A 26,066-nucleotide genomic window follows, 5' to 3' on the forward strand; every position below is an offset into this window, starting at 1 on the left:
GCAACAGTGGCAGGCAACAGTGGCAGGCAACAGTGGCAGGCAACAGTGGCAGGCAACAGTGGCAGGCAACAGTGGCAGGCAACAGTGGCACTAAAGATTGATAAATCTGAAATTATACTTTATCAACAGCAATATACACATCGATCATAGTGGCAAAAAAGGTCAATCAATGAAGGATATGTTATTAGGAAATGTGATCGAGCCCGCAAGGATCGAAGAAATGATCCCAGAGCGTTTGACCGAGCTCGCCCACGAAGTCATTCAAAAGTCTGAGAATTTGGCCGGGAAACTGCATCCTGTGGCCCTCGAACAGCTTACAGATGTCACCCAAATCATGAATGCGTATTATTCAAATTTGATAGAAGGGCACAACACAAGGCCACACGAAATCAAGGAAGCCCTCTCAGGCGACTTTTCGGACGACGACGAGAAACGAGCCCTTCAAGAAGAAGCCGTAGCACACGTCCATCTACAGCGAGAGATTGACCAATCTGCGCGCAAAGGGGAGCTGGAGGACCCAACAACACCCGACTTCATACTTCGTCTACACAAAGAGTTTTGCAAAGATCTTCCGGAGGAATTCTTGTGGATCAGGGATGCAAACGGCAACAAGCAATTCAAAATGGTCCCAGGCGAGTTCCGCAAAACAGAAGTCGCAGTTGGTGAGCACGTAGCTCCTCCGCACGAGGACATCCAACAACTCTTGGACTACTTCAATCTTCGCTACGGTCGCCAAAAAATGGGATCAATCGCAAAGGTTCTGGCGATACCGGCAGCACATCACCGATTTCTTTTCATCCACCCTTATCCGGACGGAAATGGTCGCGTGGCACGGCTGATGAGCCACGCTATGTGCCTTCGCGCTGGCATCGGCGCAGGGGGGCTATGGTCAATCTCACGCGGCCTTGCGCGGGGCTTAGGAGGTGTAGTCGGTCAGGCCCAATACAAGGAGCACTTAAAACGGGCGGATGCAAGACGAAGCAGCGCAACCGATGGTCGTGGGGTGAGAAGTAATTCTGCGCTGATTGCTTTCACGGAATGGTTTCTTCAAATCATGATTGATCAGATTGATTTCATGGGTGCTCTCTATGATTTTGATACCTTAAATGTACGCCTCGAGCGTTATGCCAAACTCAAGGACTTGCACGACACCGCGCCCAAATTGCTACGGCACATACTTGTAAACGGCGAAGTTCCTCGTGGAGATGTTGCAGGGATACTGGGTACTTCCCCAAGGCTATCGCGCGTGATCATGAGTGAAATGCTGAAAGACGGGATCATTGGTTCGGCCACTGCACGCGGGGTACTTTCTTTGCGGTTCCCGCCAAACGAACACGACCTCTTATTCCCCCGCCTATTTATCGAAGCATAGGCGGCGAGCCGCGCCATGATTATCGGCTGAAGGTTGCGCAACCAGGTGCCCAAGTGTAATCATCTACTCGCAGGACAGTGAGGCAGACATCGCGATGGGTCGGAACTCGTATCTCGGCGGCGGCACTACGATTATTGGCGGACAATGGTCGTCCTATGATCCCCAGGAAGTCCGCGACTCCCACATCACGAAAAGTCCGGGCAAGGCGGGCTCCGAGCCCGCTCCGCAGCCTCCAGCTCCGAAGTCGCTGAGCAAGGCCACACGAAAAGCCGCGGCCGTCAAGGCCCGCACGGAAGGTCTGATGCGCTACGCTCATCTCTGCGCTGCGGCCGACCGGACGCACACCGAGCGGCCGCCTCGCCCCGCCGACGTCAAAAAGACTTGGCTGCGCCATCAGAAGCAACGCAACAAGTTCGAGGCGCTCGTCCACTCCTTCCTGTAGCCCGACCGCCCTATCCTGCCGGGAGATGTCCGATCTGAAATTGAAAGCGGGCGGCAGTTTTTTGGCCCCGCGTCCTACAACTCGGAAAAGCTTCCGACTCTTCTTAGCCGGTGCCATCTGTGTCCTATCAGTAAGAATGCGTCACCTTTGGTCTTCTCAATTTTATTGTGAGTGTTTGACGCTCCCCTTGGTTTATAGGCTCTCAGCAGAGTCCGGCAGCATATAGTTGTTGGATTTTTCTCTTAATATGTTTGGCGACTTTCGGAAATTCAGGCGAGGAACCCGATTTGTTTGATATGGTGGATAGACCAGATAGGTCATTGTCGGGTTCATCTCTTGCATCCCCGTGTTCAGGATGTACCCTGACTTCGCCCGACCCTAACCGTTTTACCAAAGCTATATTGGACACATTTTGCACCCCACAAAACGCTTCATCTGCGCCTTCGCGGTAGGTCTTGGAATCCTGCCTGCCGATCCTGTCCGAGCAGAAACCTCCTGGACCAGCGCCATCGAAGCTGTCCAGGAAAAATCGGACAAACTCTACTCCTATGCTATCGATATAGGTTCCGGTCACCCAGGATCAGCGCTGCAGGGCTATGGCCACGACCGACATATCTGCGCCATCACAGGTCGCATGCTGGGGTTTCGAAATGAAATCCTGGAGGCCGAGACACTCGATGAGCCTCCCCTCTCGCCAGATGTCGACCCGATGGAGATCATGATCCACGCGGTGACGCTGGACGCCTGGGTGGCGGCAGCCCGCCGGGCGATCGAATTGACCGAGAACCAAAAGAAGAGCCTTTGGAATCTGGAATGCGTGGGCAAACACGGCATCCCGCGCACTGCCGGTATTGATGATCCCGAACTGAAAGGGGATTTCTCGATCAACGGCAACACCCTGGTAGTATATGGCGATATCGACAGTGGGTTTTCCGACCGTTTCCGTGACGCATTGGAATCCCACCCGAATGTTGTTCAGGTGGCATTGGGAAGCGCCGGCGGCAGTGTCTATGATGCGCTATTGGCCGGAGTTGAGATCAGAGATCGCGGCCTCGACACCACGCTTCACGGCCCATGCTTCTCGGCCTGCCCTCTCGTCTTCATGGGCGGGGTGAAACGTACGATCTGGATGGGGCCCGGTCCCCATCTCGGCTTCCACCGGGTTTACAATAGCTCCGGCGAGACCCCTCTCAGCGATGCCGTCTACATGGACATCACCAACTATCTGCTTAGGATGGATATAAATCCAGCCGCCGTTCTCGGATGGATGATCAAGGCCGGACAGTATGAAATCCACGAGCCACCTCTTGATGAACTCTGCCCACCCAAAGTGGCGACCTGGGTTCAGCGGATATGCTATTGATCAGGCTAAGGTCACCAATAATGCGGTCGTGGTGTTGTCCATGCAACGCAGATAAAAGTGTCGGGCGGACGCTCTCGTAGCCGCATTGCGCAACCTCCTTGGCATCGATCCCTATGAATACATCGGTCTTACCCGTCAGGGCATTCTTGTCGAGATCGATATCCCAAGCCCCTGTGTCCTCGGGATCAGGCTCTGTCGATGGCTCGCCAAACGCTTCGACTAATGCAACAGTTCCCTGCAAACTTATCAACCGCAACAGCTTTCACCGCAAACGCTCCTGACCTTTCAAAAGCCGCTTTTGCGGGTATTTTATTAGCGTGAACTCCGTCCCGCCCTGGTGGCTGTGTTCAGCTAATTCGCGAGACTACATCCACCTTTTCAGTCCCAATATTTGTAGATTAAGAGTAGCTGAAATTCTTGATTGTCTATCTAAAGCCGACATCGGTGCAGACGTGGCGAATTCACACTTTATCCCGCAAAGCAGACCTCGGCGCAGTTTGCAGCGAAGGTCCGGTGTCCGCCCTTCGTGTCGGTATTTACCCTCGTGCCGCACTGCAAGTGCTCCATAAAGACTGGTCCCAAACGCATTGTGCATATACTCAATATTCTTGGGACCAAAAACAAATATCCTCTTGAAATATCTATGTTTCGTAAGGACTGTAACTCCCTCGCGGAGACGCACGCCTGGTTCGATTCCAGGGTCGCCCACCACTTTCACAAGAAAGTTTTCCAACCTTGACGCAAGCCGTAGCGGGTTCGGAAGAACCGTAAAGCTTGGATCCCCTTTGACATGCCCGAATTTGATGTGGCAATCCGCCGACGCCTCTGGAAACATGATATGCCCCACGGGCGGCAACGTCACCGCGCCGCGGCTGGCAGAGATATAGGCCGCCTCGATCGCTGCACCTGCAACTTTGAGGTCAATTAGTTCTTCGATTTGGGTACGATCCAAGATAACCATGGCGTGATAAATCCCTGTAAGCGATCAAAACAATGCCAACACTGCCCGACTTCCGGCTTGAGACCCACTTTTCAAAATGGGAGTTCAAAGCGAGATACCACATGACCGCATCAGATGCCGAGAGTATTTCGCTGCGCGCTTTACTGGCGATGGCAACGCCCGAAGAGCGCGAAGAGTTTGAAGGGATGTCATTGGGCTATACCGAGACATTTGGTGCGCCCGACCTGCGGGAGACGATTGCCACAACCTATCAACGCCAGACTGCAACGGACATTTTGTGTTTTGCAGGCGCAAGCGAAGGTATTTTTGCCGCCAATAACGTGATCCTGAACAAAGACAGTCACGCCATTGTAGTCACCCCGAATTATCAGAGCCATGAAACACTGCCCGTAGCAATCTGCGAGGCCACAGGCGTTCCGCTTGATCCCCACGATGGATGGTCCTTGGACATTGACCGCGTGCGCGATGCGATCAGGCCAAATACAAAGCTGGTTACAATTAACTTCCCTCACAACCCCACAGGTGCGATCCTTCCGCTGGAACGTTATTTGGCCTTGGTCGAGTTGTGCCGCACCCACGGCATCTACATTCTCCATGACGAGATTTTTAATGGTCTGGGCCCAACAGGAACCCAACATCTGCCCTTTATTGCTGATATTTACGAACGTGGCTTGTCTTTGAATGTGATGTCAAAATCCTTTGGCCTTCCCGGATTGCGCATCGGGTGGATCGCGTGTCAGGACGCCGCGATCCTTTCCGCGATGGAGCGGATGAAACACTATCTGTCCATCTGCAATTCAGGGCCAAGCGAACGCCTTGCCAAGATCGCACTGAACAATCGCGCGCATCTATTGGGTCGCAATTGCGCAATCGTGGATGAAAACCTGCCGAAATGGGATGCCTTTTTTGAACGCCATACCGATCTGTTTGAATGGCGTCGCCCTGATGGCTCGTGTATGGCTTTCCCACGCTACAAGGGGCCAGAAGGCGTTGAAGCGTTTTGCCAATCTGCGGTCGAAGACAGTGGCGTGCTTTTACTGCCAAGTACCATCTATCGCTCGGATCTTGGGGCAACACCGACGGATCGGTTCAGGTTAGGGTTTGGCAGGCTTGGCCTTGATGAAGGATTGGCAGCGCTAGAAGCGCACGTCATGAAAAACAAAGCCAGTTGAAGCAATTGCTAACCTGCATTTAGGCATCTTGAATCTGAGCAGCGGTTGCACAAGCCACCTGTCGGTTGCCTCGCCCGAAAACGCGTCGCCACCAACAAAATAATTCGGGTACCTATCCAGTGCGCCTCTACGGCCTTCGCCCGTCGCTTGCATTGAATCCGTCCAGAAGAAAAAAAGCCCCCACCCTTTGTTCAAGGGCAGAGGCTTAGTTCTTAGCGCAATATCTGCTTAGATGATCAGATCATCATCTTCTGCGTCCAATACGTTGATCTCGGCTTTCAGCTGGTCTTCATCAACTGGCTGAAGAACGGGGATACCGGCGATGTACTGTACGTCATACTGGTCGCCTTTGCCGTCATCCTCAAACTCACCGGCCGGCGGGATGTATGTTACATCATCCACAGCGCCCGACCCTACCAGATTGATGTTCATGGACGAGACATTGTCAGCGTTGATAATCAACTCTTGCTGGCTGTTGTCACCAGCGGCAGGGATATCGACAGAATTGATCAATCCGCCATCCGCATCAAACAAATCAACTGTACCGCCTGTTTCTTCGATGTCCAGCATGTTGATGCTGACCACTTCGGAAGGTGCGTCAAAGTTAAATGTCATTGTGCCGCCGTGGGCATTGTCATCGGCATCCGAACTGTCGTTGTCCTCGGAGATGATGAAAGCATTGCCAACACCGTTGTATTCCAGATCGTGGTCACCACCCGTTGGGCTGTTGGTGTCAAAGATCATCGCGTCGTTTTCGCTGTTGGCTGCATCGCCGTCACGCTGGGCTGAAATGCTTACCCCGTCGAACTGGTCTGCAATCACATCGCCCGAGGACAGACCCTCAAAGTCAATCGTCACAGCTTCGCCTGCAGTGGCGGAGCCTTCGGAGGTTTCCGTAACAGTCAGATTGTCAAAGCGGACCACTTCGTCCCCCGCCGAGATATCCGAGATGATGCGGAATTCGACATTGCCGTTCACATCATCCAGCGCGCCACCAGAGTATGAAAGCGTGCTGCCCTCTTCCGTGATCTCGTTACCGGTTTTGTTGCCGACAAGGGCTGTGCCTGCGTCGTTGACGACAAATTTGTCCAACGTCTCCCAGTCGCCGTCCTCCGTGCGTACTTGCAGCACCAGTTTATCGGCGTAGTGACCTGAGGCTTCGAACTTGCTTGCGTCATCAACACTGACGTCAAAGCTCAGCGTGACGTCACCATCGGCGGCCACGGCTTCGGTTTTGAGGCAACCGTCGTTGTTACCATCTGTCACCAATTCGTCACCGCGCACGTCCCAACGGCCATCATACCCGATAGCGGCACTGTCGTCGGGGTCATGGATGTCGTCAAAGCTCTCGGACAGAAGAACCTTCTCGACGGAGGAACCATCGACTTCTTCAGAGGCCGACACCGAAACATTGTCGAGTTTGATCCACTCATCAGACGCTGTGACATCAGAGACAAAGCGGAACTGCACTGTGTCTTCGGCTGTATCCAGAATACCACCCTCATAGGTGATGTTGCTGGCGGAGTTACCAAATGTCTGGCCTGTCTCGGAGCCGACAATCGCCGTGCCATGGTCGTTGACCTGGAATTCATCCAGCAGGACCCAACCGCCGCCATCAATGCTCACTTCGACGCGCAGGCTGTCTGCGGCCCAGCCGGAGTTTTCGAACAGATGGGTGTTGTGCACGTTGGCGTCAAAGTTCAGCGTGACGGGACCGTCGGTGCTGACTGTTTTCAGCTCCAGCACACCTTCGTTGTGGCTGTTTGTGACCAGTTTTCCCCAATTGGCATCCCAGTTGGTATGGCCCTCGACGATTGCCGAATCCTCGGCCTCGTGAATGTCGTTGAAGTTGTCGAACAGCACTTCTTTGGAGACCAGAACAGGTGCCGCATCAGGCGTATCGCCCGAGGTCAGGACCTGACCGTTGCCGCCATCGCTGTCCACAACAGTGGTGAAGCTGGAAACATCCAGATCGGAAATGCTCAGCGGGCCATTGTCGGAAAAGAGGGTAAAGTTCGCCTGCGTGACCTGACCGCCCGTGCTGCTGGGGTCTGTGCCAAACTGGATGCCAACGTCATAGCCGTCTGCAACCTGTGCGCCATTGGACAGCGTATCAACGCTGTTCGCGGCTGCCTGAACACCTGTGACAGGTGAAAAGATCGAGCCTGTGTTGGCTTCTGGGAAGAAGTTCAGCGCGTCCAGCGTGCTGTCATCCGACAGGTTAAAGAATACCCCGTCAAGGTCGACCGGCATTGTCGGATCGGCAGAAGCTACGATGATAAACAACGTACCTGTGTCAGTTTCGGAAATTGTGACAATGGCTTGCGGATCGCAGCCAAGTGTAACGGAAATCGAGTTATTGGAGCTCATGGCAGTGTTCTTCCCAATCGTTAAATAGATATGAACGACGTCTAAGCACACCGACAGATATCTGCCGAGGGGAATTCACAAAAGGGCCACTCACAGGACACAATCGCCATAATTTCGCCCCATTGGGCGCATTTTCACTGCGATTGTGTTTCGCAATGCGCAACAATCACAACATCCGTTAGCAATTGTTTTTGCTCGAATTTCCCGCTGCCTTTATTTCCGAATCACCATTTGACCCTAGGGTATACGGATCTGATCGGCCTCGAATGTCGCGATATCCGTGGTGAGGTCATCATATACGATCTGGACCGTTAACCGCGTCACACTGCCCTGCGGATACGTCAAATAGGGCAATCCATCCTGCTCCAAAACAGCGTTCGGGGTCGCGTATTCCATATGACACTCGGGCATATCCAGATTTTGCATAGGGCCATCGTTTATTGCCAGCGCCATCGCACTCAGCCCGCAACGCCAACTCCATAAATGCGTGACATAGACCAGATCGTTGCCGCCATAATCGCGCAGCGCCACCCAATTGGCCTTGGTCGCTGTCAGAATGGGTTTAACCTCGGTCGCGGTGGTGAATTTGCCTAGTGGTATCTGCGGCTCAGGCATCAGCCCATCGGGCAAAACAGAAAGATCAAAAGCAAGACCGTCAGGCGCGGCGGTGACAGGATCACCGATCACAGTATTGCTGCCAATCTGCACCCCCTCCCCGATGATGACGCTGGGCGCGGCGCTGACCTGATCGGATGGGGAATGTGCGGCTGCTACTGCTATCATCGCAAAAATAAAATCAATCATGGTAACTTCCTAAAGGGGACGACAAAAATGTGTTCTTTCAAAACGCCACTTGCGCCGTATACTGACCCGAAAAAGCGGACCAACCGCACGCAGGCGTAATCGAGGGTATTTATGGCACGCAAAAGTGCAGCAAAACAATCATTCAACGTGGTCGTTGTGGGGCAACAAGGCCGTTTGGCCTATGAGGCGTTGCTTTTTGTAGCCTCCCTGCGCGCGATGAGCCCCGATTTCACAGGTCGCATCCTGATCGCCGAGCCACAACCCGGACCACGCTGGAGCAAAGACCCCAGTATCCGCAATCAGGCTGTCCGCGATGCGCTGACCGAAATGGGCGCAGAGATCATCCCGTTTCACACCCAACACTTCGGCGAGACCTATCCCTACGGCAACAAGATCGAAATGCTGCAAGCACTGCCCAAGGGCGAGCCGTTTGTCTTTTTTGACACCGATACGTTGATCACAGGTGATCTGGCCGCTGTACCGTTTGATTTCGACCGCCCCAGTGCGTCCCTGCGCCGCGAAGGCACTTGGCCCCAGCCACAACTCTATGGTCCTGGTTATACGGGGCTGTGGAAATCGCTCTATGACAAGTTCGGACTGGATTTTGAATCCTCGCTGGACCAGAGCCAGCCTGACGAATACTGGCGGCGCTATCTGTACTTTAACGCAGGCTATTTCTTTTACAAATGCCCACATGAATTCGGCGCGCGCTTTCTTGATTATGCGCTGGCCATTCGTAACGCCCCCCCGGTGGAGCTGTGCGCCCAGAGCTTTGATCCTTGGCTGGATCAGGTCGCCCTACCACTGGTGATCCACAGTTTGGGCGGCGGGCGCGATACATTGCCTGATGGTCTGCTGGACGGTGCTGTAAGCTGCCACTATCGTTTGCTGCCCCTGCTCTATGCCCGCGAAAGTGATCATGCGGTGGCGGTGCTGGACCACATCGCCATGCCCAACAAGATCAAAAAAGTACTCAAGACCTATGACCCGATCAAGCGGATGATCTATCAGGGGCGCGGCGCCAAGGCGCGTGCGCTTTTTGATCGTGAAAACCTGCCCCGCAAGGAACAAGCCATTCGCAATCGCCTCAAATCAAATGGCTATTGGATGCGGTAGCAATGACGCATGATGCAAAGCGGCTGGGCTGGGTCATCTGCGCCAACATCTCTGATCATCTGCGCAGCGGCCGCGAAAAGGGGCGCTTTTACCAAGGCACCCGCAAATTCTCGGGCGGCACCAAAGTCTATCTGGGAGAGCCGTTCTGGGGCATGGGTGGCATGAACCTGCGGGTGGCAGGGTTGCACCGGATATCGCGAAGCTGGACCCATAGCGTGATCTCTAGTGGCGTTTTGGTAAACCTACGCCCCTATGCGGTTTATTCTGTACGAAAATGGGAGACCCTTGGCGATAACTTTGCAGTCACGTTCGATACAAAAGACGACGCACTGGAATTTATGGAGCGCGTTCACCAAGCGGTTCGGGACGAGTGGCCTACAAAGATCAAACCTGTCGTAGCTGAGGGCCCTTGGGGCTCTTTCCAGACAGACCCTTACCATCCCGCAGCAGCCCATCCAGTAGGTGAAACAAGCCTCATCAACCGCGCAGCCCAATACGCCAAAGCAGCCCATCAGGGGCAGACTCTATGGCGCGGCACACAAAACCCATACTTCAACTACCTGAAACAGAACGTTGATATTGTGAAAAAAATCGAACTGGATCCGAGTATTTTAGCTGCCGCTTGGCTACACGGCACACACGCGCGAACAGACAGAGATGCCACAGAACTGGAGGTGCAATTCGGGGGTCGTGTTGCAGCACTGGTGCGCGAATTGACCTATACCCACGATCCCGACGGTCAGCCATCAATGCAGGCACAATACGCCGCTGCGCCGTCAAAAAGTGACGCAGCAGCACTGATCGAAGCGGCAACCCTTGTCGTGACAACACGCGAAATGCGCATCGATCCACCGAATTGGCCTATCGAAGGCACACGCGCCTATTTGAATAACGCCGCCAAAATCATGGCGCGGCTGACCCCGCGCAGGGCCTTGCATCAAATGTTGGAGGAGGAGGCATTGGCGACGGGTCGCCATTGGAAGGCAATCCCGCCGCCCCTTCCAGATTGAGCTTTAGGCAACCGCCGCTGGCGCCGACGGCTTTTGCAGCAGCGTGTAGGTGGCAATAAATGTATCACTTACCTGGCCACGGGCGATATGGCCCAGCTCGTTACGTTTGCTCCGAGCGCCGACAGATTTTTTGATCACACGCCCGATCTGCTGGTTCAACGATACACGCGCCCGTTTTACCGTAGCTGCAGTATCATCCTCGTTCATCTCAAGTGCGGCCTCATAGTGCGTCATAAAATCGGGGTCTTTATCCGCTTCACGCACGACTGTGAGGATGAAATTTTCATCGAATTTACCCTCGGCATCCAGTTTTGCGGCCAAAGCAACCGTACGATCAATGACCTCCCGTTTAGCACCAAGGCGGCGGGCCAAGGGGCTCTCGCTGCCAGCTGCGTCAATCACATGATTTTCCACCAGTTTTTGCATATAGTGGGTCAGGTTCATTCCTGCCGCCTTGGCCTGCGCATCCATATATTTACGCACGGCCCTTTCCAGTGTGAATGTCACTGTGGAGGCTTTGCCGATCTTTTCCAGACGACGCGCACGCCCGCCGGTTTTCTTCACTTCACCATCTGCCTTTGCAGCTTTTGCCGTTTTCGCTTTGAGGCCTTTTTCGATCTTTGCCATTTTTGGTTCCTGCCAAATCACATACACATGATCTATGTTGGTATCACACACTCGTCAACATAGATTACATGTATGTTAGCAGCAAGTTCCCACACCCCTGCGCGGCGGATGTTCTAAAATTACGGCCAAAGCAAAACCGCTGTTCTGCACGCCCGATTTGAGCAGAAGCATTTTCCTATCCGCGCCCGTTCACTTGTTTGTGTTCACGCGATCCCGTATCGCTACGCCAACATTTACAAGGAGAGACCGATGTCACACGGCTTTGATACACTGCAAATTCACGCGGGCGCCCGCCCCGATCCGTCCACTGGTGCACGCCAGACACCGATCCATCAGACCACGGCCTATGTCTTCCGCGATGCCGATCACGCCGCCGCATTGTTCAACCTGCAAGAGGTCGGGTTTATCTACTCGCGCTTGACCAACCCCACCGTCGCCGTATTGCAGGAACGCATCGCAACGCTGGAGGGTGGCGTGGGCGCCGTGTGCTGCTCTTCGGGTCACGCAGCCCAGATCATGGCCCTGTTCCCGCTGATGATGCCTGGCATGAATGTCGTCGCCTCCACGCGTCTTTATGGCGGCACGGTCACTCAATTCTCTCACACAATCAAACGCTTCGGCTGGGAAGTTAAATTTGTCGATTTCGACGATCTTGACGCTGTGAAAGCCGCTATTGATGACAACACCCGCGCGGTGTTCGGCGAAGCCATCGCCAATCCCGGCGGCTACATCATGGATGTGCGCGCGATTGCCGACATCGCGGATGCCGCTCAGGTACCGCTGATCATCGATAACACCACTGCCACGCCATATCTGTGCCGCCCGATCGAGCATGGTGCGACACTGGTGGTCCATTCCACCACGAAATACCTCACAGGCAACGGAACAGTGACAGGCGGCTGCGTTGTGGATTCGGGCAATTTTGACTGGTCCGCCACCGATAAATTCCCGTCGCTGAGCGCGCCAGAGCCTGCGTATCACGGCCTCAAGTTTCATGAGACATTCGGCAATCTCGCCTTTACCTTCCATGGCATCGCCATCGGCCTGCGCGATCTGGGAATGACCCTGAACCCACAGGCAGCACATTATACGCTGATGGGCACAGAAACACTGAGCCTGCGCATGGACCGCCACGTGGCCAACGCCGAGAAGATCGCCAAATGGCTAGAGGCGGATGACCGCATTGATTACGTCACCTACGCAGGTCTCGAATCATCCCCCTATTACGAGCGGGTAAAGAAGGTCTGCCCGAAAGGCGCAGGCGGCTTGTTCACCTTCGCCGTCAAGGGCGGCTATGATGCTTGCGTCAAACTGGTCAATGCCCTTGAAGTGTTCAGCCATGTGGCCAATCTGGGCGATACGCGCTCGCTCATCATCCATTCGGCCTCCACCACCCACCGCCAGCTGACGCCAGAGCAGCAAGAAGCCGCAGGCGCTGGCCCCAACGTAGTCCGCGTGTCCATCGGAACCGAAGATGCGGACGATCTGATCGCTGATCTGGATCAGGCATTGACCCAAGCAACTGCCTAAATTCCTTCCTCCGCGCGGTATCCCGCTGCGCGGAGGACAAGCTACCTTCGCTGAAATCCGCTTGCGGACCTTTTCACAGGGGCAACTGTGCGGTATTCTCCAACGATACGAAGTTGTTGGTTAACCGGACCCGTGATAAAGGCAGCGCATGAAGCCTAATTTTGCCCTTTCTCTCTCTTTCGACGGCATCAAGCTGTTGCACCGCGCTGCGGGCGGCTGGCGTGAAGTTGGCGAAGTTGCTGTTACTTCTGATGACCTTGGCGGGGAGCTTGCCGTTTTGCGCAAGACCGCCAGCAGTCTTGAGCCTGGCGGTGTGCGCACCAAACTGCTGATTCCCTCCAGCCAGATCAAATACCTGACCATCGACACAATCGGCCTGTCCGAGGCGGCCTGCCGTAAGGCCGCTGAAGAGGCGCTGCATGATGCGACCCCCTACGAGGTGCACGAGCTTGCCTATGACATAAGCCTTGATGGCCCCCGCACCCATGTCGCCGCCGTCGCGCGCGAGACATTGGCCGAGGCCGAGGCATTCGCAACCGAGCACCGTTTTCATCCCGTCAGCTTTGTCGCGGTTCCTGATGATGCACCCTATTTGGGAGAACCATTCTTTGGCCCGACCCAAGGTGCGGCAGACCTGCTTGAACCTGAAGAGGTCGTAGAGCCTGACGGCATCGCTGTCGTCATCGTTGGCGCAATACCTGCGCCACAGTCACAGCCCGAGTACGAACCCCAACCCGAGCCCGAGATTGCTGTAGAGGCGGAAGAAGAAGAAGCACTCCCCCCTGTTGAAGACACAATTTCAGAAGCAGTCGTTGTTGAACCCGAGCCAGAGTTCGAGCAACAGCCCGCCCCCAAAGCGGAACCAGTCGCCACCGCACCTGTGGAGCATCCGGACGAGCCAAAGCCTGAACCCGCTGCCGAGCCGAAGCCAGCCGACGTGACACAGGGCGAGCCACAAGACGCTCAACTGCCATTCGATTTGCAAATCGATCCGACACCCGCAGCCGAGTCTGTACATTTAAGCGCGCCCCCAGCTAAGCCTGTAACAGCACCCGCCACTGACGCGCCAAAAATAGCCGAAGCCGCACCAGCACCTCCCATAGCGGAGCCGCCCCTAAATGATGAGGCGACTACCGTCATTCCAGCCGCTGAAAGCCGCCCCGCTGACGAGCCTCTCAGCGCGGCCACGGCCACCGATACACCTAAGGCAGCGCCAGATACACCGGCAGCACCGCCTACAGAAGATATACCAAACCCCGCACGCGCCCGCGCGCTAGCCGCTGCTGCGGCAGTGGTAGAACCCGCAAAAACGATGTTCACCACATCGCAAAAACCCCCGCAGCCTGCCCCCCAAGCGCCAGTTGTTGACACCTCGGCCAGCGAGAAGTCTGTACCACCCTCGGGTTTCGCCAGCCGCCGTGCGGCCGCACCCGCCCCCGCCAAACCTCTTGGAGGGGCAGCGCGCGGCCCTGTGGTTGCACCGCTCACCCCCGACAGCAGCTCGCTTGATCAGCCCGCAGCCGTGGCCGATACGCCAGCACCTGCAAAAACCGGCTTTCTAAGCCGCCGCAAACCGCGTACCGGCGCTGCCGCTCCGATGCCCGCCCCCGTAGCCCAAGTGGCCGCAGCAGGTAGCGAAGCAGAGCGTATGACCGTTTTTGGCGCACGCGCCGATACCATTGGCGGCAAACCACGCTTCCTCGGCCTGATCATGACTGTAATCTTGCTGGTGTTCCTCGCCGGCGTGGCTGCGTGGGCTGCTGTCTTTCTCGATGAAGGCATCGCTGGCCTGATGAAAAAAGACGAAAGCCGCGCAACCGCCTCTGCACCGGAAAACCAGATCGATCCAGAGATCATCCGCACACCGGACGGTGTCGAGACAGCACAGGAAGAAACGGATGAAGCGGTTCAGGTTGCTGCGCTTGATCCTGTCTTGTCCGCAGAAGACACCGCAGTCCTCGATGCTCTGCAAGATACACGCCCCGAGCCTGAGCGCCCTGTCATCACCGAACAGGAAGCTGCGGCACGCTATGCCGTGACAGGCATTTGGCCGCTTGCCCCCGATACGCCCCTGACCGAAGGGGCGGTGACCTCCGATCCTGTATATTTCAGCGGCATTGACACCATCGGAACATCTACTGACGCGATTGCCTTGCCTGCGCCACGCGGGTTTGAAACCGATACCCGTCTTGCTGCAGTTGCGTCACCCCCTCCGTTCGGCCAGCGCACAGATATTGATGAAAACGGGTTGATTGTACCAACTGAAAACGGTGTTGTGACCGCCAGCGGCTTTACCGTTTTTGCGGGTAGCCCACCGTTGAAGCCACCGGCTGCTACGCTGGCCCGCTTCACAGCCCCCCAAGTCACTGCCCCGCCAGTGCCAACTTCTCCGCTGCTTGGGTTCCGTCCGAAAAATCGCCCTATCGGTCTGGCTGAACGGTCGGAGCGTGCGCAGCTTGGTGGTGTTTCGCGCAGCGAACTGGCCGCCTATCGCCCCGCATTGCGCCCACGCTCAATTCAGGAGCGCGCCCGCGCCGCTGAGGATGAAGCCAAGAACAAAGCCGCGCAGGAACAAGAAACGCAAGAGGCGCGGGCAGCAGCGGCAGCCCAAGCGGCAACCGCCGCCGCCGCAGCAGCGCTTGCCATTCCGCAACCAACTGTCACAGAAACCCCTGTCGCAATCCAGAACGCAACCCGCTTTGCAACGGCGAAATCCATCCGCCCCGATACCCGTCCGCGCAATTTCGCGCGTATCGTCAAACGGGCAGAGCGTGCGGCACCCAAAGAAACCCGTGTGGCAGCAGCAGCAACTGTTGCACCGCGCACCGTTTCGCCGAAACTGCCGTCAAAAGCATCGGTCGCGCGCAGTGCAACTGTGAAAAACGCAATCAACCTGCGCAAAGTCAACCTGATCGGCGTTTATGGGAAACCCTCCAGCCGCCGCGCTTTGGTACGCCTGTCCAATGGCCGTTACCAAAAAGTGCGTGTGGGCGACCGCATAGATGGCGGCCGCGTCTCGGCCATCAGCAACTCCGAACTGCGTTATGCAAAAGGGGGCCGCAACGTGGTCCTCAAGATGCCCTGAGGCATAAAACGAGGCAGCTTCCGGCGGATCAACATATCGGTTGATGACAACCCAAAAAAAGAAATGCACGGGACAAGGTCCCGCGCACATCCAGATCAAAGCGGGACGGTTTTAGCTCGCAGTCAATTCGCCACTGTCGATCTGTTCTTGCTCGATACTCTCGAACAATGCTTTGAAATTGCCCTCGCCGAAACCGTCATCGCCCTTGCGCTCGATGAATTCGAAAAAGATCGGCCCGATCACCGTCTTCGAGAAGATTTGCAATAGAATACGGGTCTCTCTGCCTTCTTTACCGTCTACTTCCACAACCCCTTCGCCGTCGATCAGGATGCCATGCTTGCGCATCCGCTCCAGCGGTTCTTCATGGCCCACAACGCGGGTCTTGCTTAATTCATAATAGGTGGCGGGCGGCGGCGGCATGAATTTCAACCCGTTTTGCGCGATGGCATCTGTCGCATCATAGACGTTGCGCGCACCGACGGCGATGTGCTGGATCCCCTCCCCGTTGTACTTCTTGAGATAAGCCACGATCTGCCCCGTCTCACCCCGATCCTCATTCAACGGTATCCGGATACGCCCGCAAGGTGAGGTCAACGCGCGGCTGAACAGCCCTGTAAATTTACCCTCGATGTCAAAGAAACGGATTTCGCGAAAATTGAACAGATCCCCGTAGAACCTGAACCACTTGTCCATATTACCTTTGAAGACGTTATGTGTGAGGTGGTCCAAATAGTAAAACCCGACGCCTTCGGGCTTGGACTGCGCAATCCAGTCGTACTCCCAGTTATAAGGCGAAGTGTCATAATACTGATCCACAAAATACAGCAGCGACCCGCCAATCCCCATGATCGCAGGTACATCCAGCACCTTGCCGTCACCTGTGTATTCCTCCGCGCCTTGTGCCACCGCGTGGGCCAGAGCCTTTTGCGCATCCACAACACGCCAGCCCATTGAGGGCGCACAAGGGCCATGCAACTCCACAAACTTCGCGGCAAAGCTGTCGGGGTCATAATTCAGAACATAGGTGATATCGCCCTGTTGCCAAAGCTCGATTGCCTTGGACTTGTGGTTGGCCACATGGGCATAGCCCATCTTGCGGAAAACGGCGCGCAGCTCTTCTGGATCAGGTGACGCAAACTCGACAAATTCAAATCCGTCCGTCCCTGCGGGATTATCGGGGGTGATGGTGCTTTTCGGTGCATCGTGCGGAAACGGACCCATAGCAAAACTCCTGTGCAGTCTGGTTAAGTCCAAGATACGCGCATGCCTGTGCGAAATTTACGCAATCTAAAGCACCCATATGGTAATTCGCGCGCAAACATCGCACAATAATAGAAAGTAGCGCGAAAGGTCCGCACAGTTTTGGATGAAACCGATAAACGGCTGTTAACCGCATTGCAGCAAAACGCACACCTAACAGCTCATGAGCTGGGTGAGGCACTGAATATGTCTGCCTCGCAGGCAGGTCGGCGGCGGCAACGGCTGGAGGCCACTGGCGTGATCGAAGGCTATACCGCCCGCCTTGCCCCGCCCAAGCTCGGCCTTGCTGTGCAAGGCTTCGTTCAGGTGCATTTGGGAACCCACGGGCCAGAACATTCTGCCAGTTTTGCGCGCCTTATCGCCACCAGCCGCGAGATAGTGAGCGCGTGGACCATGACAGGGGATGCAGATTATTTGCTGCGGGTCTACTGTAGTGACTTACCCGCCCTTAACAGGCTGATTCACGAAGTGTTGCTGCCCCATAAGGCTGTTGCGCGTGTGCACAGCCAAATCGTTATGGACCAGTTAAAACGTGATGGTCCCCTACCCACCTAGCCCCGCCATCGGCACATTTGAAGGATCCCCATGGAAGGTTTTCTGTTTCAGGCCACAATCTATCTTGCCGCCGCGGTCATCGCGGTGCCAATCGCCGCCCGCCTCGGGCTGGGATCGGTACTGGGCTATCTTGCTGCCGGTATTCTGATTGGCCCCGTTCTGGGGCTGGTAGGGGCCGAAACAAAGGATCTCCAGCACTTTGCCGAATTCGGCGTGGTAATGATGTTGTTTCTCATCGGGCTAGAGCTGGAACCCCGCGCGCTATGGGACATGCGGCACAAACTTCTCGGGCTTGGCGGGCTGCAGGTTGGCGTCAGTACGCTCGCATTGATGGGTATCGCGATGCTGTATGACCAACCTTGGGGCGTGGCGCTGGCTATCGGTCTGACACTCTCTCTCAGCTCGACCGCAATCGTGCTGCAAACCCTGTCGGAAAAAGGTCTGATGCAGACCGCAGGAGGCCGATCCGTGTTTTCTGTGCTGCTTGCACAGGATATTGCAGTTATCCCGATGCTTGCATTCCTGCCCTTGCTGGCTGTCACGCTGCCGGTGGCGATGGTATCGCCTGACGGGTCTATCACGGTGGATAACGGTGCCGATGCCGGCCATGGCTCAGGCCATGGTGACGGGCATGGCAACTCGCCCGCTGATGCCGCCTTTACGTTTATCGACAGCCTGCCCGCTTGGGGCGTGACGCTTGTGACAATCGGAGCCATCGCAGGGATCATCATCATGGGCGTGTTCTTTACCCGTCCGGTGTTTCGCTTCATCCACTCTGCCAAACTGCGCGAAATGTATACAGCGCTCGCCCTGCTTATCGTTGTAGGGATTTCCTTCACCATGATGCTCGTGGGTCTGTCACCCGCGCTCGGTGCATTCCTTGCTGGTGTGGTGCTGGCCAGTTCAGAGTTTCGCCACGAGCTTGAGACCGACCTTGAGCCCTTTAAGGGCCTGCTGCTGGGCCTGTTCTTTATCACTGTTGGAGCGGGCATTAATTTTGAGCTTTTGGCATCGGATTTTGTGATCATCTTTGGCATGGCGCTGGTCGTGATACTGGTCAAAGGGATCATTCTGTTTGCGCTTGGGCGAATGTTCAAATTGCGCGGACGCGATCAATGGTTGTTCGCGCTGGGGCTGGCGCAAGCGGGCGAATTCGGTTTTGTGCTCGTCAGCTTTTCCGTCACGACAGGCGTAATGCCCGATAATGTGGCCGAGACGCTGTTGCTGGTCGTCGCGCTGACCATGCTCATCACCCCGCTGCTGTTCATCCTCTTCGATGTCATCTCCAAGCGCAGCAACGATGCGACCGTGCGCCCACCCGATGACGAGATTGATATGGAAGGGCCAGTTATTATTGCGGGTGTGGGCCGCTTTGGGCAGATCGTAAATCGTCTCGTGCAAGCTTCGGGGTTTGAAACTGTCGTGCTTGACCACAGCCCCGATACCATCGCCGTCATGCGCCGTTTTGGATTCAAGGCGTTTCTGGGTGATCCCACCCGCCCCGACATTCTGCGCAAGGCGGGATTGGCCGATGCACGGGTGCTGGTAGTGGCGCTGGATGATCGCAAGGCCGCCCGCGCGCTGGTCACATATGCCCGCGCGCAACGCCCGGATCTGCACATCGTGGCACGCGCCCATGACCGCACAGATGTCTACCACATGTATCAGGCCGGTGCCGATGACATCGTGCGCGAGATGTTTGACAGTTCCCTACGCGCAGGGCGCTATGTGCTTGAAAACCTTGGGCTGACCGAATTCGAGGCCGCTGAAGCCCAGCGCATATTCTATCACCACGACCGCATGTCGGTCCGTGAGCTGGCACAGCTGTGGCGGCCCGATGTGGCACCCGCAGATAACAAGGCCTATGTGGCGCGTGCAAAAGAGCTGGAAAAAGATCTGGAAACTGCGTTTTTGAATCGCGCAGACGAAGAAGAGAAAAAGCAGGCCTGAGCGCGGTTGGCACGCTCGGAGGGGCTCTGCCCCGTCTTTGCCAATGGCAAAGCCCCCTGGAGGATTTTTGGCCAAGAGAGATAGGCAATCAGCCCTCAGGCGCCAGATACCCCTGCTTCGGCAAATGTTGCCATACCGCTATGGCATTCAAGTGCCGCTTTGACGATATGAATTGCCAACGCTGCGCCTGATGCTTCACCAAGGCGCAGCCCCAGCTTCAAAAGCGGCTCTTTCTTCAGGTCATTCAGCAGACTTGCATGGGCCCCCTCAGCACTCAGGTGGCCAGCAATACAATGATCCAATGCACCCTCTGCGGTATGCGCCAGACAAGCAGCGGCAGCGGTACAAATGAAGCCGTCAAGAATTACAGGAATACGCAAGCTGCGCGCGCGGGCAATCGCCCCTGCCATGGCCGCCAGTTCGCGCCCTCCCAACCGACGCAGAGTCTCCAACCCGTCACCCTGTCCTCTGTGCAGCACAAGCCCCTCGGCCACAACACGGGTTTTCTGGGCAAGCCCCGCATCATCAACACCGGTGCCGCGTCCCGTCCACTCTTCTGCGGTGCCACCTGTCAGAGCAGCGGCGATCGCAGCGGCGGGAGTTGTGTTGCCGATACCCATCTCCCCCACGACCAAAAGGTCGGTGTCCGCACGCACCGCTGACCAACCCGCAGACAGCGCCACGACGAGATCATCATTACTCAGCGCCGGTGCCTGCGTAAAATCCACTGTGGGGGTTTCAAGCATCAACGGCAAAACATCCAGCTGCGCCCCCGCTGCCCGCGCCAACTGGTTTATCGCGGCGCCACCATGCTGGAAATTCAGCACCATCTGTTCCGTCACTTCGGGCGGAAAAGCCGAGACGCCCTGCGCTGCCACACCATGATTACCTGCAAAGACAATGATTTGCGGCGCAGTGACAGTGGGGCGGGGATTGCCACGCCAGCCCGCGTACCAAGTGGCGACATCCTCCAGACGCCCCAAAGCACCAGGCGGTTTTGTGAGTTGGGCATTGCGCGCAACCGCGCCATCGTGCGCAGCCGTGTCGATACCCGGCAGCTCTGCCAGCAGCCTGCGAAAGCCGTCGAGATCGGAAAACTCGGCCATAGTCAAAACCCTCATTGCCAGATGTGCACCGTCTGTTTACCCAATGGGGCGCTGCTCACAAGCGTTGAAAGGGGCATTGGGATGGATAAAAACGACTGGGTCACGCAGCTGTGGGTTGCAGCGACACTATTGACGCGCCTGCCCCTTCCCCATTTGCCGTCCGAGGCGTTTGCCGATGGCGCGCGGGCGGTCTGGGCCTATCCGCTGATCGGAATACTGGTAGGGGGGTCCGGAGCGGCGATTGGCCAAACAGCACTATTCCTCGGGATACCCGCATACGGGGCGGCCACGCTGGCTCTTGGGATGATGATGCTGATCACAGGTGCCATGCATGAGGACGGTCTGGCGGATGTGTTTGACGGATTTTGGGGCGGGTTTGCGTCAGAGCGGCGGTTGGAAATCATGCGCGACAGCCAAATCGGAACCTACGGCGTGCTGGCCCTTGGACTAGTGACGCTGTTGCGGATTGTGGCAGTTGCCGCGTTACTAGGCGCATCAGGTTGGGCTGTGATGCTGGGGGCAGTCGCCTCGCGCGCGATGATGCCGCTATGCATGTATGCGCTACCCCATGCGCGCAGCGACGGACTGTCGCAGAGCGTCGGAAAACCGCAATTCTCGCGGGTGATACTGGCCTGCGGGATTGCCGCAAGTGCGGTGTGGATCGGTCTGGGTAAAGAAGGGGTTGTTGCGTTTGTTATGGCACTAGGCGTGTCATTGGCCATGATCCGCCTGGCCAAACACAAGATTGGCGGCCAGACAGGCGATGTACTGGGCGCGACACAGCAACTGGCCGAGGCTGCATTTCTGCTCACGCTGACTGCCCTCTTCGCATAGAAAAACCGCGCCTGACTTTCATCAAACGCGGCACTTATACTCTCTTAGACAGACTTAGGCTGCAATACGGCTGTCTAGCACATCGCCCACTTGCTTAGCCGCCGCCAGCTCATCGCCGCCTGACACAGCTGCAACTTCACGTGTCAGACGCTCAAGGGCGGCTTCATACAACTGGCGCTCCGAATAGGACTGCTCGCGCTGGTCGTCCGTGCGGTGCAAATCACGCACGACTTCGGCAATAGCGATCAGGTCGCCCGAGTTGATCTTTTGCTCGTATTCCTGTGCGCGGCGCGACCACATCGCCCGCTTGACTTTGGCTTTGCCTTTGAGTGTTTTCATCGCATGGGCAATCACGTCTGGCGAACTGAGCGCGCGCATCCCGATCTCTGTTGCTTTGTGGGTCGGCACACGCAGTGTCATTTTGTCCTTCTCGAATGAGATCACAAACAACTCAAGCGTGATCCCCGCGACTTCCTGCTCCTCGACGGTGACGATCTGGCCGACGCCGTGGGCGGGGTAGACGACGAATTCGTTAGGGCGAAAATCAAGCTTTTTGGATTTGGTCATACTGTTCGAACTCCTGTTACGGCGCTGCCCGCACACGCAACGCAAGAAAACGCAAAAACGCAGCAGGCCATAGCCCGTGCATCCCGCATTGAAAATACTGTGATTAGAGGTGCCGTGGCAGAGCGGCAGCCATGTGATGTTTCGTTGATGTCATTGCGGGCATCATAGCACAAAAAGCCCCTCACTAAAAGGGTGCCTGTTGGTCAACATAGCAACACGATTACGCTGTTCACACCTAATGCTGCGAATCAGCGAAAGGGCGCCTAGCCCCCCTCGCCAGGGGCCTCGGAGAACATATCCAGCTTGCCGGGTTTGCCGTCCATTTCCTCTGCGCTGGGAAGGGGATCTTTCTTGGTGATAATAACAGGCCACAGCACCGAGTATTTGCGATTGAACTCAACCCACTTTTCCATGTCCGGCTCTGTATCAGGGCGGATCGCGTCGGCAGGGCATTCAGGCTCGCACACACCGCAGTCGATACATTCATCAGGATGGATCACCAGCATGTTCTCCCCCTCGTAAAAGCAATCCACCGGACAGACTTCGACACAGTCGGTGTATTTGCAGGCGATGCAGGCGTCGTTCACGATATAGGTCATGGGGGAATGTCTCTGTCAGGTTGGCTTGACACGTAGCTAAATCAGCCGCGCCGATCAATCAAGATGGCGCGCCTTAGAAAGATCAAGCTGACGGCGATCCCGCTTGGTCGGGCGACCTTTTCCTTCAAACGCAGGATTATGCGGCACCTTGTCCTTTGGGGTGCGCTCTGGCGGGGCCAAATCAGTGTAAAGTGCTTGTGCTTCGGGCGCAGGGCCACGCCGCGTGCCACAAGCCTCGACGCGGATCACGCGAATATGATCGTCTTTTGCAAAGGTCAGCACATCGCCCGAGGTGATTGTGGTGCTGCGTTTGGACGCAGGGGTGCCGTTGATCCGTACCGCTCCACCAGCGACAATACTGGCCGCCAAAGACCGTGTTTTGAAAAACCGCGCGTACCACAGCCATTTGTCGAGACGGAGTTTGTCGCCCGCCTCGGTCATGAGAATGCAAGCCGCCGATGATCTAGTGCCGCATGGCGCATGATAGCGCCATGCGGCTTTTCAGTTGCCGCGATCACTTGTCGTTCTTGAGGCCCATGAGGGCCGCAGCGAACGGGTTGTCAGGATCGATCTGCTTTTCCTTCTTGGGGGGGCGCGCCGAGAAGTTCTGGCTCTTTGCAGCCTTGCTGTCTCTTGCCCCGTCCCGTTGACCCTTTTTGCCACGTGGGTTGGGCTTGCCCTTACCTTTGGCGCGATCCCCGCCAGCTGGAGCGCGGCGCGGGCTGCGCGCCCACGTGAAGGTATAGAATGTCTCCATCTCTACATCGGCCACGGCTGCATCCGCCGCCTCGCCGACTGGCGTCTCTGTTTCCGACATTTCGGGTACAGGCGCAGCTTCGGTGGCGTCCTCGGTCGCCGAGGCTCCCTCCTCCGTCACAGCGCCCTCAGCGGGCGTTTCCGCCACATCCATCACCGGAGTATCAGCAGCAGGCGCTTCAGCCCCCGGCACCACCTCGGTGACGGCTTTCACCTTTGGACGCTCGCCCGCTTCGGCTTTATAGCCAAGACCCTGCATCAGGTCGGCGAATTGCTCCAGCGTGGTGCCCGAAATCGACAGCATATCGGCCTTGGCCTCAAAACCGCTGCGCGAATCCTCGCCGCGCAGCATATCGGCAAGACGCTCCAGCATATCAATCCGGATCGCGCGATTGCCTGCATTGCGGTAGCCCGACATGGTGTCGGCCCCCGCAGGTGCGCCAGCTTCTACCGGAATTGTCACCAATCCGGGTGGGGGCGATTCGGGAAATTCGGACAGACCTTTGGTCAGCGACCACAGCACCAACCGCAAGCGCGTCGGCGCAGGCTTGAGCAGCAGCGGCATAAAGATCGTGAACTGGCCAAACCGGATGCCATGCTTGCGCAGCGCGCCGCGTGCATCCTGATCCAGCGATTTTACTTCCTCCGCAATGTCGGCACGGGGCAGCACACCAAAGCTCTCGACCATGCGGAAGGCAAAGCCCCGCGCCAGCCCCGTCAACGCCTCGTCATTCTTGAGCGCCAAAAGCGGCTCGAACAAGCTCGCCACCTTGCGGTCGATGAAGTGCTGCAAGCGGCGCTGTACTTTTTGTGCAACCTCCGGCCCGGCGACATCATCCACAAATACCTCGACCTGAGGCTTTAACCCGTCAGACCCTGCCACCAGTTTGCCCACAGCCGAGGCGCCCCACATCAGGCCCCCCTGCTCGGTGAAATCAATCTCGGTGTCAGGTGCGTTATAGAAACGATCTGCGCGCAGGTGGAACTGCGGGGCAAGCGCCTGCAACGCCGCAGTCTTGATCGTTTTCGTTTCAGCCGTGCCAGACCCTTTGTCAGCGCGGAAACGGAAACCGTCCAGCTTGCCTACAAATTCGCCTTCAACGGTTACTTCACCGGTCTCGTTTACTTCGGCCACCATGGCTTCCTTCTGTCCTAGCCGGCGCAACAATACAGAGGTACGCCGATCTACAAATCTTTGGGTCAAACGCTCGTGTAACGCATCCGACAGTCTGTCTTCTACGACACGAGCCTCCCCGCGCCAATGGGTTTCGTCATCTGTCCAGCCTTTGCGCTGGGTTACGTAGGTCCAGGTACGGATAAAGGCGAGCCGTTTGGACAGCGCATCAATGTCACCATCGGTGCGATCAATGCGTTTGATCTGCCGCGCGAGCCAGTCGTTAGGCAAGCCGCCACGCTGGTGAAGGTGGTTGAAAATGATCTCCAGCAGGCTGGCGTGTTCCGCGTTGCTGATCCCGCGAAAGTCGGGGATGCGGCAAACATCCCACAGCAGCTTTACCGATTGCCCGTCGGTACACCGCGCCGCAATCTCCGCATCATCACCCAGGGTTTTGAGGGCGCGCAGATCATCTGCCTCGCGCGCTTTGACCAGACGTTCGTGATCCGGCCCTTCCTCCAGCGTGCGGACAAGCGAGGATATGGTTCCGAACTGCAAATGTGGGTTCCGCCAGTTGATCTTGTTCTGCGGGGTGAACTGATGATCCATAATCGCCCGCGCCACCCCTTCGTCCAGCGGGCGCACATCGCCTGTGACACCGAATGTGCCGTTCTTCATCCCCCGCCCGGCACGGCCTGCAATCTGGGCTAGCTCGTTAGGCGCAAGCGGGCGCATCCGCCGCCCATCAAACTTGCTCAGGCTGCTAAACGCGACGTGATCCACATCAAGGTTCAGGCCCATCCCGATGGCATCTGTGGCTACCAAATAATCCACTTCACCATTCTGATACATATCGACCTGCGCGTTGCGCGTGCGCGGGCTGAGCGCGCCCATCACCACGGCTGCACCGCCTTTCTGGCGGCGGATCAGCTCAGCGATAGCATATACATTCTCAACCGAAAAACCCACAATCGCACTGCGCGGGCGCATGCGACTTATCTTTTTCTGACCTGCGTAGGTCAATTGCGACATCCGCTCGCGGTGCACAAAATCGGCCTGCGGAACCAGCGCGGCAATGGTGCCGCGCATGGTATCGGCGCCCATAAACAACGTCTCGTGCAACCCGCGCGAACGCATCAGACGATCCGTAAACACATGCCCGCGCTCTGGATCGGCGCACAGCTGTATCTCGTCAATCGCGACAAAATCCGCGCCCATCCCCTCGGGCATCGCCTCGACGGTGCAGACCCAATATTGCGTGCGCGGCGGCACGATCCGCTCCTCGCCCGTGACCAGTGCCACCACAGACGGGCCGCGCACTGCGACGATACGGTCATAGACCTCGCGCGCCAGCAGCCGCAAAGGCAAGCCGATGATGCCGGTGCGGTGGCCCAACATCCGCTCGATTGCATATGTGGTCTTGCCCGTATTCGTCGGGCCCAATACGGCCACGACCCTGCCTTGCGTGTTCAC

Annotated in this window: 21 protein-coding genes; 11 read left to right on the forward strand and 10 right to left on the reverse strand. The window is 56.7% G+C overall.

Annotated elements, in window-relative coordinates; genetic code table 11:
* The first annotated feature begins 169 nt into the window (after positions 1-169).
* From Q0903_RS00005 to Q0903_RS00015, 3 genes are all read left to right on the forward strand, one after another.
* The gene (locus Q0903_RS00005) at positions 170-1,372 is read left to right on the forward strand and encodes a Fic family protein (protein ID WP_299411701.1); all 1,203 of its coding nucleotides are present in this window, start codon (positions 170-172) and stop codon (positions 1,370-1,372) included.
* 94 nt (positions 1,373-1,466) lie between these two features.
* The gene (locus tag Q0903_RS00010; protein ID WP_299411703.1) at positions 1,467-1,814 is read left to right on the forward strand and encodes a hypothetical protein; all 348 of its coding nucleotides are present in this window, start codon (positions 1,467-1,469) and stop codon (positions 1,812-1,814) included.
* Between the two features lie 412 nt (positions 1,815-2,226).
* Positions 2,227-3,177, forward strand: coding sequence for a hypothetical protein (locus Q0903_RS00015; protein ID WP_299411706.1), 951 nt, complete (start codon positions 2,227-2,229; stop codon positions 3,175-3,177).
* Between the two features lie 364 nt (positions 3,178-3,541).
* Here the strand turns inward: Q0903_RS00015 and Q0903_RS00020 are convergent, their stop codons facing one another.
* Positions 3,542-4,138 carry a hypothetical protein gene (locus tag Q0903_RS00020; RefSeq protein ID WP_299411708.1) on the reverse strand — a complete coding sequence of 199 codons (597 nt, stop codon included), beginning with the start codon at positions 4,136-4,138 and terminating at the stop codon, positions 3,542-3,544.
* A gap of 101 nt (positions 4,139-4,239) precedes the next feature.
* Here Q0903_RS00020 and Q0903_RS00025 point away from each other — a divergent pair, with 101 nt between their 5' ends.
* Positions 4,240-5,310, forward strand: coding sequence for a pyridoxal phosphate-dependent aminotransferase (locus Q0903_RS00025; RefSeq protein ID WP_299411710.1), 1,071 nt, complete (start codon positions 4,240-4,242; stop codon positions 5,308-5,310).
* 228 nt (positions 5,311-5,538) lie between these two features.
* On the opposite strand, the gene Q0903_RS00030 is transcribed toward Q0903_RS00025, so the two are convergent.
* Positions 5,539-7,680 carry a hypothetical protein gene (locus tag Q0903_RS00030; protein ID WP_299411711.1) on the reverse strand — a complete coding sequence of 714 codons (2,142 nt, stop codon included), beginning with the start codon at positions 7,678-7,680 and terminating at the stop codon, positions 5,539-5,541.
* Positions 7,681-7,917: 237 nt separating this feature from the next.
* Positions 7,918-8,484, reverse strand: a complete 567-nt coding sequence (locus Q0903_RS00035; protein WP_299411714.1) for a hypothetical protein — start codon at positions 8,482-8,484, stop codon at positions 7,918-7,920.
* Between the two features lie 111 nt (positions 8,485-8,595).
* Between Q0903_RS00035 and Q0903_RS00040 the strand changes: the two genes are divergently transcribed.
* Together Q0903_RS00040 and Q0903_RS00045 are read left to right on the forward strand one after the other, a co-directional pair.
* Positions 8,596-9,600: a hypothetical protein gene (locus Q0903_RS00040; protein ID WP_299411717.1), complete on the forward strand. Its 1,005-nt coding sequence runs from the start codon at positions 8,596-8,598 to the stop codon at positions 9,598-9,600.
* A 2-nt stretch (positions 9,601-9,602) separates the two neighbouring features.
* Positions 9,603-10,610: an HD domain-containing protein gene (locus Q0903_RS00045; RefSeq protein ID WP_299411718.1), complete on the forward strand. Its 1,008-nt coding sequence runs from the start codon at positions 9,603-9,605 to the stop codon at positions 10,608-10,610.
* 3 nt (positions 10,611-10,613) lie between these two features.
* Here Q0903_RS00045 and Q0903_RS00050 read toward each other — a convergent pair whose 3' ends face one another.
* Positions 10,614-11,237, reverse strand: a complete 624-nt coding sequence (locus Q0903_RS00050; RefSeq protein ID WP_299411721.1) for a hypothetical protein — start codon at positions 11,235-11,237, stop codon at positions 10,614-10,616.
* 249 nt (positions 11,238-11,486) lie between these two features.
* Between Q0903_RS00050 and Q0903_RS00055 the strand changes: the two genes are divergently transcribed.
* Positions 11,487-12,767 carry an O-acetylhomoserine aminocarboxypropyltransferase/cysteine synthase family protein gene (locus Q0903_RS00055; protein ID WP_299411724.1) on the forward strand — a complete coding sequence of 427 codons (1,281 nt, stop codon included), beginning with the start codon at positions 11,487-11,489 and terminating at the stop codon, positions 12,765-12,767.
* A gap of 148 nt (positions 12,768-12,915) precedes the next feature.
* Positions 12,916-15,852, forward strand: a complete 2,937-nt coding sequence (locus Q0903_RS00060) for a hypothetical protein (RefSeq protein ID WP_299411726.1) — start codon at positions 12,916-12,918, stop codon at positions 15,850-15,852.
* Between the two features lie 111 nt (positions 15,853-15,963).
* On the opposite strand, the gene hppD is transcribed toward Q0903_RS00060, so the two are convergent.
* Positions 15,964-17,073 (reverse strand): 4-hydroxyphenylpyruvate dioxygenase, encoded by a 1,110-nt coding sequence (hppD, locus tag Q0903_RS00065; protein WP_299411728.1) that lies wholly within the window; start codon positions 17,071-17,073, stop codon positions 15,964-15,966.
* Positions 17,074-17,214: 141 nt separating this feature from the next.
* On the opposite strand from hppD, the gene Q0903_RS00070 reads away from it, so the two are divergent.
* Positions 17,215-17,667 carry an Lrp/AsnC family transcriptional regulator gene (locus Q0903_RS00070; RefSeq protein ID WP_299023931.1) on the forward strand — a complete coding sequence of 151 codons (453 nt, stop codon included), beginning with the start codon at positions 17,215-17,217 and terminating at the stop codon, positions 17,665-17,667.
* 30 nt (positions 17,668-17,697) lie between these two features.
* Entirely contained in the window at positions 17,698-19,617 is a 1,920-nt protein-coding gene (locus tag Q0903_RS00075; protein ID WP_299411731.1) for a cation:proton antiporter, read from the forward strand.
* Positions 19,618-19,712: 95 nt separating this feature from the next.
* On the opposite strand, the gene cobT is transcribed toward Q0903_RS00075, so the two are convergent.
* Positions 19,713-20,723, reverse strand: a complete 1,011-nt coding sequence (cobT, locus tag Q0903_RS00080; protein ID WP_299411734.1) for a nicotinate-nucleotide--dimethylbenzimidazole phosphoribosyltransferase — start codon at positions 20,721-20,723, stop codon at positions 19,713-19,715.
* Positions 20,724-20,804: 81 nt separating this feature from the next.
* Between cobT and cobS the strand changes: the two genes are divergently transcribed.
* Positions 20,805-21,557, forward strand: coding sequence for an adenosylcobinamide-GDP ribazoletransferase (gene cobS, locus Q0903_RS00085; RefSeq protein ID WP_299411736.1), 753 nt, complete (start codon positions 20,805-20,807; stop codon positions 21,555-21,557).
* Between the two features lie 54 nt (positions 21,558-21,611).
* On the opposite strand, the gene Q0903_RS00090 is transcribed toward cobS, so the two are convergent.
* The 4 genes from Q0903_RS00090 to Q0903_RS00105 form a co-directional block, all read right to left on the reverse strand.
* Entirely contained in the window at positions 21,612-22,124 is a 513-nt protein-coding gene (locus Q0903_RS00090; RefSeq protein ID WP_299023935.1) for a CarD family transcriptional regulator, read from the reverse strand.
* 263 nt (positions 22,125-22,387) lie between these two features.
* Positions 22,388-22,723: a ferredoxin FdxA gene (gene fdxA / locus Q0903_RS00095; protein WP_299023936.1), complete on the reverse strand. Its 336-nt coding sequence runs from the start codon at positions 22,721-22,723 to the stop codon at positions 22,388-22,390.
* A gap of 54 nt (positions 22,724-22,777) precedes the next feature.
* Entirely contained in the window at positions 22,778-23,164 is a 387-nt protein-coding gene (locus tag Q0903_RS00100; RefSeq protein ID WP_299023937.1) for an RNA-binding S4 domain-containing protein, read from the reverse strand.
* Positions 23,165-23,237: 73 nt separating this feature from the next.
* Positions 23,238-26,066: a helicase-related protein gene (locus Q0903_RS00105; protein WP_299411740.1), complete on the reverse strand. Its 2,829-nt coding sequence runs from the start codon at positions 26,064-26,066 to the stop codon at positions 23,238-23,240.

This window comes from uncultured Sulfitobacter sp. (assembly GCF_947502895.1).
Taxonomy (GTDB): Bacteria; Pseudomonadota; Alphaproteobacteria; order Rhodobacterales; family Rhodobacteraceae; genus Sulfitobacter.

Bases quoted from the DNA above. Each gene is read 5' to 3' on its own strand.
- Q0903_RS00005 (WP_299411701.1), top strand. From the start codon at position 170: ATGAAGGATATGTTATTAGGAAATGTGATCGAGCCCGCAAGGATCGAA.
- Q0903_RS00010 (WP_299411703.1), top strand. From the start codon at position 1,467: ATGGGTCGGAACTCGTATCTCGGCGGCGGCACTACGATTATTGGCGGA.
- Q0903_RS00020 (WP_299411708.1), bottom strand. From the start codon at position 4,138: ATGGTTATCTTGGATCGTACCCAAATCGAAGAACTAATTGACCTCAAA.
- Q0903_RS00025 (WP_299411710.1), top strand. From the start codon at position 4,240: ATGACCGCATCAGATGCCGAGAGTATTTCGCTGCGCGCTTTACTGGCG.
- Q0903_RS00030 (WP_299411711.1), bottom strand. From the start codon at position 7,680: ATGAGCTCCAATAACTCGATTTCCGTTACACTTGGCTGCGATCCGCAA.
- Q0903_RS00035 (WP_299411714.1), bottom strand. From the start codon at position 8,484: ATGATTGATTTTATTTTTGCGATGATAGCAGTAGCAGCCGCACATTCC.
- Q0903_RS00040 (WP_299411717.1), top strand. From the start codon at position 8,596: ATGGCACGCAAAAGTGCAGCAAAACAATCATTCAACGTGGTCGTTGTG.
- Q0903_RS00045 (WP_299411718.1), top strand. From the start codon at position 9,603: ATGACGCATGATGCAAAGCGGCTGGGCTGGGTCATCTGCGCCAACATC.
- Q0903_RS00050 (WP_299411721.1), bottom strand. From the start codon at position 11,237: ATGGCAAAGATCGAAAAAGGCCTCAAAGCGAAAACGGCAAAAGCTGCA.
- Q0903_RS00055 (WP_299411724.1), top strand. From the start codon at position 11,487: ATGTCACACGGCTTTGATACACTGCAAATTCACGCGGGCGCCCGCCCC.
- Q0903_RS00060 (WP_299411726.1), top strand. From the start codon at position 12,916: ATGAAGCCTAATTTTGCCCTTTCTCTCTCTTTCGACGGCATCAAGCTG.
- hppD (WP_299411728.1), bottom strand. From the start codon at position 17,073: ATGGGTCCGTTTCCGCACGATGCACCGAAAAGCACCATCACCCCCGAT.
- Q0903_RS00075 (WP_299411731.1), top strand. From the start codon at position 17,698: ATGGAAGGTTTTCTGTTTCAGGCCACAATCTATCTTGCCGCCGCGGTC.
- cobT (WP_299411734.1), bottom strand. From the start codon at position 20,723: ATGGCCGAGTTTTCCGATCTCGACGGCTTTCGCAGGCTGCTGGCAGAG.
- cobS (WP_299411736.1), top strand. From the start codon at position 20,805: ATGGATAAAAACGACTGGGTCACGCAGCTGTGGGTTGCAGCGACACTA.
- Q0903_RS00090 (WP_299023935.1), bottom strand. From the start codon at position 22,124: ATGACCAAATCCAAAAAGCTTGATTTTCGCCCTAACGAATTCGTCGTC.
- fdxA (WP_299023936.1), bottom strand. From the start codon at position 22,723: ATGACCTATATCGTGAACGACGCCTGCATCGCCTGCAAATACACCGAC.
- Q0903_RS00100 (WP_299023937.1), bottom strand. From the start codon at position 23,164: ATGACCGAGGCGGGCGACAAACTCCGTCTCGACAAATGGCTGTGGTAC.